This is a genomic window from Paracoccus fontiphilus (assembly GCF_017356265.1).
In the GTDB taxonomy this organism is placed as follows: Bacteria; Pseudomonadota; Alphaproteobacteria; order Rhodobacterales; family Rhodobacteraceae; genus Paracoccus; species Paracoccus fontiphilus.
The window spans coordinates 21,110-32,204 of the sequence record NZ_JAFNAW010000042.1 but is presented as its reverse complement, the minus strand read 5'-3'; the positions used below and the strand labels follow the sequence as shown (position 1 = coordinate 32,204).

11 protein-coding genes and 1 pseudogene are annotated in these 11,095 nt (G+C 67.3%); 4 read left to right on the top strand and 8 right to left on the bottom strand.

What is annotated here, in order from left to right:
- Window positions 1-422: 422 nt before the first annotated feature.
- The 3 genes and pseudogenes from J0F76_RS14005 to J0F76_RS13995 form a co-directional block, all read right to left on the bottom strand.
- Window positions 423-855, bottom strand: a pseudogene (locus J0F76_RS14005) (IS5 family transposase); the annotation flags it as partial.
- Between the two features lie 109 nt (window positions 856-964).
- Window positions 965-1,468 (bottom strand): isoprenylcysteine carboxyl methyltransferase family protein, encoded by a 504-nt coding sequence (locus J0F76_RS14000; protein ID WP_207470353.1) that lies wholly within the window; start codon window positions 1,466-1,468, stop codon window positions 965-967.
- Between the two features lies 1 nt (window position 1,469).
- Window positions 1,470-2,528 (bottom strand): type III polyketide synthase, encoded by a 1,059-nt coding sequence (locus J0F76_RS13995; protein ID WP_207470352.1) that lies wholly within the window; start codon window positions 2,526-2,528, stop codon window positions 1,470-1,472.
- Window positions 2,529-3,644: 1,116 nt separating this feature from the next.
- On the opposite strand from J0F76_RS13995, the gene J0F76_RS13990 reads away from it, so the two are divergent.
- From J0F76_RS13990 to J0F76_RS13980, 3 genes are all read left to right on the top strand, one after another.
- Window positions 3,645-3,842 (top strand): hypothetical protein, encoded by a 198-nt coding sequence (locus J0F76_RS13990; RefSeq protein WP_207470351.1) that lies wholly within the window; start codon window positions 3,645-3,647, stop codon window positions 3,840-3,842.
- 28 nt (window positions 3,843-3,870) lie between these two features.
- On the top strand, window positions 3,871-4,362 hold the full coding sequence (locus J0F76_RS13985; protein ID WP_207470350.1) for a sensor histidine kinase: 492 nt from the start codon (window positions 3,871-3,873) through the stop codon (window positions 4,360-4,362).
- Between the two features lie 79 nt (window positions 4,363-4,441).
- Entirely contained in the window at window positions 4,442-5,119 is a 678-nt protein-coding gene (locus tag J0F76_RS13980) for a response regulator (protein ID WP_207470349.1), read from the top strand.
- A gap of 150 nt (window positions 5,120-5,269) precedes the next feature.
- Here J0F76_RS13980 and J0F76_RS13975 read toward each other — a convergent pair whose 3' ends face one another.
- From J0F76_RS13975 to J0F76_RS13955, 5 genes are all read right to left on the bottom strand, one after another.
- Window positions 5,270-6,874: an ABC transporter permease gene (locus tag J0F76_RS13975; RefSeq protein WP_207470348.1), complete on the bottom strand. Its 1,605-nt coding sequence runs from the start codon at window positions 6,872-6,874 to the stop codon at window positions 5,270-5,272.
- Window positions 6,875-6,968: 94 nt separating this feature from the next.
- On the bottom strand, window positions 6,969-7,994 hold the full coding sequence (locus tag J0F76_RS13970; protein ID WP_207470347.1) for a Fe(3+) ABC transporter substrate-binding protein: 1,026 nt from the start codon (window positions 7,992-7,994) through the stop codon (window positions 6,969-6,971).
- Between the two features lie 71 nt (window positions 7,995-8,065).
- Window positions 8,066-9,154 (bottom strand): ABC transporter ATP-binding protein, encoded by a 1,089-nt coding sequence (locus J0F76_RS13965; RefSeq protein WP_207470345.1) that lies wholly within the window; start codon window positions 9,152-9,154, stop codon window positions 8,066-8,068.
- A gap of 299 nt (window positions 9,155-9,453) precedes the next feature.
- A complete protein-coding gene (locus J0F76_RS13960) occupies window positions 9,454-9,909 on the bottom strand; it encodes a DUF6691 family protein (RefSeq protein WP_207470343.1) in 456 nt (151 codons plus the stop codon).
- Window positions 9,909-10,355, bottom strand: a complete 447-nt coding sequence (locus J0F76_RS13955; RefSeq protein ID WP_207470341.1) for a YeeE/YedE family protein — start codon at window positions 10,353-10,355, stop codon at window positions 9,909-9,911. The genes J0F76_RS13960 and J0F76_RS13955 overlap by 1 nt, the downstream gene beginning before the upstream one ends.
- A gap of 87 nt (window positions 10,356-10,442) precedes the next feature.
- On the opposite strand from J0F76_RS13955, the gene J0F76_RS13950 reads away from it, so the two are divergent.
- Window positions 10,443-10,754 carry an ArsR/SmtB family transcription factor gene (locus J0F76_RS13950; RefSeq protein WP_207470339.1) on the top strand — a complete coding sequence of 104 codons (312 nt, stop codon included), beginning with the start codon at window positions 10,443-10,445 and terminating at the stop codon, window positions 10,752-10,754.
- The last annotated feature ends 341 nt before the right edge of the window (window positions 10,755-11,095 follow it).

Sequence of the window (11,095 nt, the reverse complement as noted above, 5' to 3'; positions counted from 1 at the left end):
GCTCTTTATGTGCCGACCGCGCTTCTGCAGTGCTACGCCCAATCCGAGCACACACCAGTCCCGGTGCGGAGAGTTTCCACACAGGCTAGGCCCAGAGCAGACGGTCAGGCCGGCTACAAGGCGGCGATGCGGCTTTCCAGTAGCAGACCTTCAGGCGATTCGCGGCGTCGCGGGCACGATGATGAGCATATCTGGCTGACGGCCTCGTGTCGTTCAGACTGGTAATGTCCTGCTACCGGTATGTATGCAGGAAATAAAACCGTTATCATGCCTGCTCGCGAGCCTCAGAATGGCCCGCCGTGCTTCTGAGAAAGGGTGCTTCAATCAAAACTCGATCAAGTCCGAAAACAGATTAATGCAGCAGGCAGTGCATTGATATTAAGAAGTTTCTTATTTCCCCTTAACTGGAGAACATCCCTCAGCGCGGACATGAAGAACCGGACCGGGCGACCCTTGGCGTTGGTGACAGCATGCAACCTGGTGTTCATGCCACCTTGGTGCGCCCGATCTGCCGCCCGCGTCCCCTTTCTTTGCACCCAGGCTGGACGCCGCGCGATACGCTTCCAGGTCGGTCGCATCGATCATGATCGTCTTGCTCTCGGCACTCTCAGCGGCCAGGGCCGTCATGATCCGGGCAAAGCCGCCATTGTCGCTCCAACGCTTCCAGCGGTTGTAGGGGGACTTGGCCGGGCCATACTCCCTGGGTGCGTCGCACCATCTCAGCCCATTGCGATTGACGAAGATCATGCCGCTGGGCACCCGTCGATCATCGACCCTCGGATTGCCATGGCTTTTCGGAAAGAAGGGCTTCAAGCGCTCCATCTGCGCGTCGCTCAGCCAGTAAAGATTGCTTATCCTTCAGGTCTCCTTGCAGAGCCTGAATCATGTAAAAGGCTCAGAAACAATGGGTGGGAAGCCCAGAACGGGAAGGCCTTTCGACCACCGGCAACGGCAGGTAGACCTGTCAGCCGCGCGCGTACAGCCCCAGGGCGCGGGCTTCCTCGCGGATGCGGATGCGCAGGACCAGGGCGTTCAGCAGCGTGAAGACCAGGGCGACCGGCCAAAGGCCCAGGACCATCGGGGCCACCAGGATCTCGGCAATGACCACGAGGTAGTTGGGGTGCGGGACCCAACGATACGGGCCGCGCGCCACCAGCGGTTCGTCCAGGACGATGATGCGGGTCGTCCACCGGGACCCGAGGCTCGCCAGCACCCAGATCCGCAGGACCTGCAGGACCGCGAAGGCGGCCAGCCAGCCCGGGCTGACCGGGTTCGACCAGCCGAGGGCCGCGATCGCCAGAAGCCAGGCCGCGTGCATGGCGACGATCAGCGGATAATGCGCGGCGCCGTGTTCGACCGCCCCCCGGGCCAGAAGCCTGCGGGTGTTGCGCCGGGCAAGGATCAGCTCTGCTCCACGCTGGAGCAGAAGAAACGCGATGAAGGCCAGGGCGGGCAGGTGCTGGCCCATGCTAGGCCACCGTGATCGGAAGGGCCGACAGCGTGAAGCCCGGTCCCAGCGCCAGCGCCATCAGCTTCGGGGGCGGTTCCTTGCGCAGCACCTCGGCCAACACGAACAGGACGGTGGGTGCGGACATGTTGCCGTTTTCCGCCAGCACCCGACGTTCGGCGTCAAGCGTTCCGGGTGCCAGGTCCAGCGTCGCCTCAAGCGCGGTGATGACCTTCGCGCCGCCGGGATGGCAGACGTAGCGGTCCACGGCCCGGACGGGAGCCAGGCTTTCGAGGGCGGTGCGCAGCTCGGCCTCGGCGAACTCGGGGATCGAGCGGTCGAAGATCACGCCCAGGCCGGTTTCCTCGACTGTCCAGCCCATGATGTCCAGAGTATCGGGCCACATGTGCTGAAGCCCCCGCCCGATGCGGGGCCGCCCGTCGTCCCGGGCCGCGCCCGCCCGCAGCACGACGGCGGCGGCGCCATCGCCGAACAGGGCGGTGGCGATGATGTCGGCCTTGGCCAGCCGGTCAAGACGGAACAACAGCGTGCAGGTCTCGACCGCGACCAGCAGCACCACGGCGTCCGGGCGCGCTGCCGCCAGTTCAGCCGCAAGGGACAGGCCCGACACGCCCCCCGCGCAGCCCAGCCCGAAGACGGGCACGCGCATGACGTCGGACCGGAAGCCCATGTCGCGGGCCACGAGCGCCTCGAGCGTGGGCGTGACGATCCCGGTCGAGCAGACGGTGACGACGACGTCAACCTGGTCCGCGCGAAGGTCCGCCTGATCCAGGGCCTTGCGCGCCGCATCCCGGAACAGGCTGCCTGCCCCCGCAGCGAAAGCCGCGGTCCGGTCCACCCAGCCGTGCGGCTGGCGGAACCAGTCCAGCGGCACCACCGAGTGACGCTTGTCGATGCCCGCGTTGCGGAAGGCGGGGGCGAGACGCTCGAACTGCGCGAAGCGCGTCTGCAGAAGGCCGCGGGCCTCATGCAGGATGTCGTCCTGGCTCAGGCCGTGGGGCGGGACAACGGCGGCGATCGACAGGAGGCGAGGACGGGCATCGCGGGTGTCTTGGGTCATGATCGCCTGTTCCTGCTGTGCAAGCTGTTTGGCGGGCCCGACAGGCCCAGAAACGGCCCCGAGCGAGGCCCTTCGGAACGGAACGCGCGAAGGGCCGGAAACGCTGCGTCCGACATTGCCGAGGTGCGCTTCCGGCGGTTTTCCATGCGCATTCCTGGCGTCCACCTGCGACCCGTCTCCGGCGGTGGTGCGGAGATGGCCAAGCCTTGCTCCCGCTTTCCGCAGGTGCGGACCTTGCCCACCCTGGTCTCGGCAGTCTTGGCGCGCGGGGTCTGCACCCGGATCGCGTCGGCGCCGCTGCCGATGGTGTTCAGCGCCTGCGCACCCCGCTTGGCTCGGGCGCGATTAAGGCCCGCAGAGACGGGGGGACGTGAGGCCATGAACCGCCCCGCTGCCCGTCCCTCCGATCCCTGGGCGGCAGGTTGATGCCGGAGGGCCGGCTGCCGGCTTGGGCCTTGCGCCCGTTGCGAACGGCGGGATGACCCCGGCCTGACCGATAGGACAGTAGAGGATGGGTCAAGCGGGCATGAGATCCTTTCTTGCTGCCGCCCCTCTCTTTCACCTCCCTAGCCGGAGCGGCTTCCGCCGCGACCGTCGATGTGGTCCGGATGAAACAGAACGACTGCATCGTCTTCGAGTTCGCTCTTGCGCAGGGGGACGTTCAGGATCACGCCGGGCAGCACCGACGGTTCGTTCTCCTACAGCTACGGGTTCTCGGACACGCTGTGCCCGCAGTCCTGGCCTGTATGCCCAGGACCCGCGCGTCCAACACCGTTCATGCAAATGGCGGCGGGGACCTCGGCTATGGCTGGAACCCTCAGTCGTTCGGCAATGTCGTCACGGAAGCCACCCTCACCGGCGCGAAGAACAGCCTCTACTGTTCTTCCGCGTCACGTCGGGAAGCGCTTCGGTCTCGCAAGTGGCGGCCGACACGCCCGCCCCGGCCCCGGCTCCCACCCCTGCGGCGGGGCTTGGCGCGTTGGGGCTGGCGAAACGGCGCAAGCGCCGATCCTGCCCGGGGTGCCGGCGTCGCGATGGTGTCCCGGGCCGCAATATCCGGGAGGGCATCGCGGCAGAAGCCTGTCGCGGCGGGAGTTCGCCCGGAAGCCCTTGCCCGTGCATGATGCCCGGACAACGATCCAGGCGGACGTCAGTCCAGCAATCCCGATCGTGCATCCCCTGGTCGCGGAATATGTCGGCGGCACGGCTCCCTCTCCTGCCATGCGGCGTGCCCTGCAAGAGGTGCTGCCCGCCCCGCCCCCCATGGGAAACCGGGCCCTGTTCTCGGGATCTGGCGACCTGGTGGACTGGTGATCGAAGCGTCCGATCCCGACCTGCTCGGATGGACCTTCCCACCGTATCGACGCCGGGATTGCTGCTTTACGGTATTGTCTACGGAGCCAGCCGCACGATCGAGGCACAGCGCCGCGATCTGGATCGTCCTCCCGACGAACTTCAAGAGGTCCGCAAGGCACTGGAGCAGGCCATGACGGAGATCCGTGCCGAAGCGGGCAGTCTTCTGCCGCAGATTGCCGGCCTTTCGGCGGCGCAGATCATCCACATGACGGCGGAGGCGCATCAGGAACGAACCGGCCGTCCTGTCGATCTGGTCGTCGAGGGGGACGGCATGGCGCCACCGGCGCCTGCCCTGCAGGTCTGCCTGTTCCGGTTTGCCCAAGGGGGGCTGAACAATGTCCGTCGCCATGCCTCCGGCGCGCATTTGACGGTCATCCTCTCGACCGGCGCGGCTGGCCTGCGGTTGAGCGTTGGGGATCATGGTCCCGGCCTGGCGCCGGACAGCAACCCCCCGCCTTGGCCTCAGCGGGCTGCGTGACCGGGCCGGGGCCTCTGGGTGGGCACGTCGGCCTTGAGCACGAGAATGGCCATGTGGACCTGTGGATGGAGGTGAGGACATGAGCAGGCATCGGGTTCTGGTTGCCGATGACCATCCGCTGTTCCGCAAAGGGGTGGCGAGAACCCTGGCGGAAAGCGGTCGGTTCGAGGTCATGGGAACCGCGGCGTCGGGCGCCGAGGCGGTCGACCAGGCGGCACGGCGGACGCCGGAGATGATCCTTCGGGACCTGTCGATGCCGCAGAGCGGCCTTGGCGCCCTGGACCGGATTGCACGGCACGAACTGCCGCCTGTGATCGTCACGCTGACCGTGTCCGAGGACAGCGACGCTGTCCTTGCGGCGCTGGAGGAAGGGGCCAGGGGCTATCTGCTGAAGGGCATCGGTGGCGCCGAACTGGTCGCCATCCTGGATCGCCCGATGGCAGGCGAAAGCCGTGTCGCCCCAGCCTTGGCCGCGCGGATGCTGACCCGGATGCACCGGTTCCGGGCGACTCCGCCCGATCCTCTCGAAACGGTCGTCCGCCCCCCGGTCGTCACTGCCGCGACCATGGTTCCCGCCCTCACCGCTGCCCCGGGCTTGGGCAAAGGCCGAAGGCAGCACCGGCACCTTGGCGGGCGCAAGGTCAATGGTGGCCGGCGCGGCGATCGCGGCCCCAATCAAGCAGCACCATCAGCCGCGATCTTGCGGGGCGGTGCGGGCCTGATGCTTGCAGAGGGATGGATGTGTCCCTTTCCATGACGGGCCTCGGGGCCGATAAACGCCCCTGCCGTAGAGCATGACGCGTGACCCGGCGGATCCAACCAGGGTCCAGTCCGGACGGCGCATGGGTCCGAGCGGGGACAACGCCAATGGTGCAACGGTCACCCCGATCCCGGTATCGCAGTTCCCCTAGCCGTTGCTGCGGCCGACGCGCGCCAGCAGGATGACGGGCAGGATGCCCACGACGACGATGGCCAGGGCCGCAACGGCGGCTTCCTCATAGGTCCCGCGCGCCGCTTCGCCGTAAAGATGCGTGGCCAGTGTCTCGAAGTTCAGGGGTCGCAGCAGCAGGGTCGCGGACAGTTCCTTCATGCAGTCCACAAAGACCAGCAGCCCGGCCGCCGCGACCGCCGCCCTGGACAGCGGCAGGTGGATGTGGCGCAGCGTGCTGCCGATCCCGTGGCCCAGCGTGCGCGCCGAATGGTCATAGCTGCGCGGGATGCGGGTCAGTCCCGCCTCGACCGAGCCTATCGAGATCGCCAGGAAGCGCGCGAGATAGGCATAGCCGAGCGCCAGTCCCGATCCGATCAGCAACAGGCCCGGATCGACACCCAGCATGTCCCTGGCCACATGGCCGATCCAGCGGTCCAGCCCCCCTGCCGCGATCAGGACGCCAAGCGCCAGGATCGTCCCGGGCATCGCATAGCCCAGCGAAGCGACCCGGTGGACGACCTGCATCCCGCGTTGCGGAAACAGGCGTGCGGCATAGGCGACGACAAGGCCGCACGCCAGCACGGCGGCGGTTGCCAGGGCCGACAGCACAAAGGTGTTCCGCGCCTCGGCCAGAAGTCGGGCGGACAGGCCTGCGAACTGGAACCGCTCCCACGCCTCGGTGGCAAGATGGACAGCCGGCAGGATGAAGCCCAGCACGACGGGAAGCAGGCAGATGCAGAACGCCATCCATCGGGCAGCGCCCTTCAGCGGCTGGCGTGCCATGCTGCGGGCGCGTTGCGCCGTGACGGAATAGCGCTGTTTCCGGCGCGCCCATCGTTCCAGCGAGACCAGAGCCACGACCAGCAGCAGCATCGCCAGGGCGATCTGCGCGGCTCCGGCCAGGTCGGACCGCGTGACCCAGGTCGTGTAGACCGAGATCGTCAGCGACCGCACCCCCAGGAACTCGGATGCGCCGATGTCGTTCAGCGTCTCCATCAGGGCCAGGCTGGTTCCGACGGCAATGGCGGGACGCGCCAGCGGCAGCGCGACACGCCACAGGATCTGGCGCCGGGTGGTGCCGAGAGTATGGGCGACCTCGACCAGGTTTGCGGCCTGGGTCATGAACATCGCCCGCACCGGCAGGTAGACGTAGGGATAAAGCACGAGGCCCAGCAGCAGGATCGCCCCTGTCATCGACCGGATGTCGGGCAGGCGAAACTCGCGCGGGCTTTCAAAGCCCAGAACCGCCCTGACCGCCGACTGGAAGGGCCCAAGCGGATGCAGCATGTCCAGGTAGACATAGGCGATGATATAGGTCGGCACGGCCAAGGGCAGCAGCAGCGCCCATTCCAGCGAACGGCGGCCGGGAAAGTCGTAGGCCGTGACCAGCCAGGCGACCCCGGTGCCGATCGTCGCCGTCAGAAAGCCGACCCCGGCCATCAGAATGACCGTCTGCCCCAGGGCATGGGGCAGGACATGACGGGCAAGGTGGGACCACAAGCCCTCGGAGCCCTGCACCGCCTGCCAGGCCAGGGCCAGGACAGGCACAAGGACCAGCGCCGCGATCAGCAGGCTTGCCATCGCCCAGGAACCGCCGCGCAGGCGCAGGATCGGTGCAGGGGATGGCAAACCGATGGCGGACAGGAGACGGCGGGGGGGCGCCCCGCCGCCCGTCTCAGTTGTCGAAGCCAACACGATCGACCAAGGCGCTGGCCTCCTTCCGGTTCGTCACGATCTGGGTCAGCGGCGTCGGATCGACCTGCAGTTCGCCGAAGGACGCGATGATCGGATCGACCGCGGCACCGGAACTGACCGGATATTCGTAGTTCGCCTCGGCATAGATTTTCTGGGCCTCGTCGGACACCAGGTATTCCAGCAGTTGCACCGCCTGGTCGCGGTTCGGGGCGTGCCTGGCGACGGCCGCGCCGCTGATGTTCACATGCGTGCCGCCATCCTCGAAGGTGGGCAGGATGACCTTGATCGCGTCACCCCAGGCACGCTGCTCGTCGCCGCCGGCGCCCGAGCGCATCAGGCCGACATAATAGGAATTCGCCACCGCGATGTCGCAGATGCCGCCCAGGATGTCCTTGGCCCCGTCGCGGTCGCCGCCGCCGGCCTGCCGCGCCAGATTGGCCTTGAGGCCCGTCAACCATTCTTCCGTCTGCGCCGCGTCGTGATGGGACATGAAGGCCGAGAACAGCGCGGTGTTGTAGGGATGCTGCCCGGACCGGATGCAGATGCGGCCCTTCCATTCCGGATCGGCCAGGCTTTCATAGGTGATCTGGTCGATTTCGAGGTCCTTTGCCGCATAGACCACGCGGGCGCGCATCGACAGGCCGAACCACTGGTTGCCGGGATCGCGCAGGTTTTCCGGAATGGCGGCGGTCAGGACCTGGGATTCGACGGGCTGGGTCAGCCCCTTGTCCACCAGATCGGCCAGGTTGCCCATGTCGACGGCCATCAGCAGGTCGGCGGGCGAGCTTTCCCCCTCGGAGGCCACGCGCTCTGCCAGCCCGTCCTTGAGAAAGACGGTGTTCACCTTGACGCCGGTGGACTTGGTGAAGGCCTCCAGCAGGGGTTCGACAAGGCCCGGCTCGCGGGATGTGTAAAGGTTCACCTCCTGGGCATGGGCGATGCCCGTTGCGGCAAGGATCGCTGCCGATGCCAGGGTGGAGCGAAGAACGAGCTGTGCGGCTTTCATGTGACCTTCCGTGACCTGAACGTTTCCAAAGCGTCATACATCAGGCCGGGCAGGATAATCTATGATTTTCGTCAACTTTGATCCAGGGGATCGTCGGTACCGGGTTCCTCGGGGAAGACATGGACCTGTGCGCCGTTCAGCTGCAGGCTGACCTTGTCGCCGATGCCCATCGGAATGCGCACATGGGAATGCATCCGCAGGGTCTGGGCCAGGGGATGGACCATGATGTCGATCTGTTCGCTTTCCCCGGTAAAGGTCTTGGCCATGACGCGGGCGGAAATGCCTTGGCCGTCGGGACCGATGGACAGCGCCTGGGGGCGGATGCAGGCAAGGGCCAATGCCCCGTCCGGCATGTCCAGATCGGCCCGGAAGGCGCCGATGGGCGTCTCGATCCGTCCCTGGGACCAGAGGCCCGTCAGGCGGTTGCAGGGGCCCATGAACTCGGCCGCGTAGGCCGAGCAGGGCCGGTCATAGATCTCGAACGGCGTGCCGACCTGTTCGATCCGCCCGGCTCGCATCAGCACGATCATGTCGCCGACGGCAAGCGCCTCCTGGGGGTCATGGGTGACCATGATCGCGGTGGTGCCGGTCTCGCGCAGGATGTCGACCGTTTCCCGGCGCACCCGTTCCCGCAGCCCCTGGTCAAGGTTCGAGAAGGGCTCGTCCATCAGCAGGATGGAGGGCCGGGGGGCGAGTGCCCGGGCCAGGGCCACGCGCTGCTGTTCGCCGCCCGACAGGGAATGGGGATAGCGGTCCAGCAGATGGCCAAGGCCGATCCGCTCGACCACTTTGGCGACCCGCTCGCGGCGCTCGGGCCGGGACAGATGGCGCAAGCCGAAGGCAAGGTTGTCGGCGACGCTGAGATGCGGGAACAAGGCATAGTCCTGGAACATGAACCCGATCCGGCGGTCCTCGGGCTCGACAAAGCGGCCGGGGCCGGCAACCTCGGTTCCGCCCACAAGGACGCGGCCGCCCGGATCAGGGCGGTCCACGCCGGAAATGATCCTCAGCAGCGTGGACTTGCCGCAGCCCGACTGCCCGAGAAGGCAGGTGATCTTGCCGGCCGGGATCGAAAGCGAGATGTCCGACAGGACGGCCCGGCCATCGAAATGGCGCGACACATGGTCAAGTTCAAGCGCAGTTGCCGGGTTGGCGAGCATGGATGGCCTTTCAGTTCCACCGCCTTCGAAGCGTCGACTAGGGACCGGGCGATCCGAATGCAACACGGTATGGCCGCTGTCGCCCCGGCGCATGGCAGATACCACCTTGCGTTGCAAGACCGGGCAAGGCAGCAGGCGCGGACGTCAGCCAGCCCCTCGCGCCCGTCTGTCCGGGCGGATTGCGTCGCGATCCCGGGCCGTTGGGCGGGAAGGCCATGCCGGGCCTGAAAACCGACGCTGCGGGCATGAGCCATGACCGTGTCGCTCAAGGTGCTCATTTCATCCTGCGCGCCGTCATCTCAACTTGCTGCGCTACGGCGTATCTTGCCGCGATCTTGCAGAGAACCGCCTGCCTTGATCCGGGCGCCCAGCCACAGGCCTGCCAGCATCGCGGGCAGAAAGACCAGCGTGCCCGGCGCCATCAGGGGCAGGGCGGTGAAGGCCGGGCCGGGGCAGAAGCCGCCGATCCCCCAGCCGATGCCGAACAGCGCCGCCCCGACAAGCAGGGGCCGGTCGATGGTGCGGCTCCGGGGAATGTCGAAGCTCTGGTCCAGGACCGGCGCCTTGCGCCGCCAGACCAGACGGTAACCGATGAAGGCGGTCAGCGTGGCCCCGCCCATCACGAAGGCCAGGCTGGGGTCCCAGGTTCCGGCCAGGTCCAGGAAGTTCAGCACCTTGGCCGGGTCGGCCATGCCCGAGATCACCAGCCCCAACCCGAAGACCAGCCCCGACAGCAAGCCCCACAGCGCCCGCATCACGCACCTCCCAAGATGTGGCGCAGCACGAAGACCGTGGCAAAGCCCGCCGCCATGAAGGTCGCGACCGCCGCCAGCGACCGGCCCGACAGCCGCGCCAGCCCGCAGACCCCGTGCCCCGATGTGCAGCCCGAGCCGAGCGCCGTGCCCGTGCCCACCAGCAGCCCCGCCAGGGCCATGCCGCCGAGGTTGTCCGGCACCGCCTGCGCCACCGCCCCGCCGAGGGCCATCACCGCCAGCGGCGCGACGATCAGCCCGGCCAGGAAGGCCCACCGCCAGTCGCGGTCCTTTGCCGCGCCGGGCAGCGCCATCGCCCCCTGCGCAATGCCGGCGATCCCGGCGATGCGGCCGAACAGCGCCATTACCATCACAGCGCTCAGCCCGATCAGAACGCCGCCCCCCAGCGAGGCCCAGGGCGTGAAGGCGGTCTCGATCCCGGTCTCCATTGGTGTTCTCCTTCGTCTAAGCAGCTTGCCCCAGCCGCCGTTCCAGCCTACATATTAACCATGTCTAAATCAGTCAATTCTAATATAATGGTTTCGGACAGGGCGACCCATGCCCTGCAGGACCGCGCCGATCACGTGGCCGGGCGGCTGGCGCTTGTCGCCAATGCCAAGCGCCTGCTGATCCTGTGCGAACTGACCAAGGGCGAACGCTCGGTCAGCGCGCTGCAGCAGGCGGTGGGCCTCAGCCAGTCGGCGCTGAGCCAGCATCTGGCGAAACTGCGCGAGGCCGGGATGGTGGACACCCGCCGCGAAAGCCAGACCATCTTCTACCGCATCGGCGACCCCGATCTGGAGGTGCTCATGGCTGCGCTCTACGAGGCCTTCTGCAAGGATCTGTAAGGCAGCCGGACACAGGGCGAAGGACTGCTCGTGGTGAAGGCCAGCCAAAGCTGCCGTCGTGCCCGCGTCCGGCTGATCGGAACAACCCTGCCGGCCCGCTGGCCGGATCAAGGAGCCCTTCGACGAGGGGCAGGCCGGCATCGGGCCAACCGGCACAACCGGGTCCAGGTCGCGCCGCCAGGCGCCAGCGGCCCCGCCGCGATGCCCAAGGCCGCGCGCCTGACGGGCGGCTTGACTGGTGGCTTGCCGTTCGGAGCAGGGCGGCCTGGCGGTTTGGAACGGCATCGCAAGGATGTGCTTGCCGGATGCCAGGCCTTGACAGGCGCAGGACCCGAACCTGC

Bases quoted from the DNA above. Each gene is read 5' to 3' on its own strand.
- J0F76_RS14000 (WP_207470353.1), bottom strand. From the start codon at position 1,468: ATGGGCCAGCACCTGCCCGCCCTGGCCTTCATCGCGTTTCTTCTGCTC.
- J0F76_RS13995 (WP_207470352.1), bottom strand. From the start codon at position 2,528: ATGACCCAAGACACCCGCGATGCCCGTCCTCGCCTCCTGTCGATCGCC.
- J0F76_RS13985 (WP_207470350.1), top strand. From the start codon at position 3,871: ATGGACCTTCCCACCGTATCGACGCCGGGATTGCTGCTTTACGGTATT.
- J0F76_RS13980 (WP_207470349.1), top strand. From the start codon at position 4,442: ATGAGCAGGCATCGGGTTCTGGTTGCCGATGACCATCCGCTGTTCCGC.
- J0F76_RS13975 (WP_207470348.1), bottom strand. From the start codon at position 6,874: ATGGCAAGCCTGCTGATCGCGGCGCTGGTCCTTGTGCCTGTCCTGGCC.
- J0F76_RS13970 (WP_207470347.1), bottom strand. From the start codon at position 7,994: ATGAAAGCCGCACAGCTCGTTCTTCGCTCCACCCTGGCATCGGCAGCG.
- J0F76_RS13965 (WP_207470345.1), bottom strand. From the start codon at position 9,154: ATGCTCGCCAACCCGGCAACTGCGCTTGAACTTGACCATGTGTCGCGC.
- J0F76_RS13960 (WP_207470343.1), bottom strand. From the start codon at position 9,909: ATGCGGGCGCTGTGGGGCTTGCTGTCGGGGCTGGTCTTCGGGTTGGGG.
- J0F76_RS13955 (WP_207470341.1), bottom strand. From the start codon at position 10,355: ATGGAGACCGGGATCGAGACCGCCTTCACGCCCTGGGCCTCGCTGGGG.
- J0F76_RS13950 (WP_207470339.1), top strand. From the start codon at position 10,443: ATGGTTTCGGACAGGGCGACCCATGCCCTGCAGGACCGCGCCGATCAC.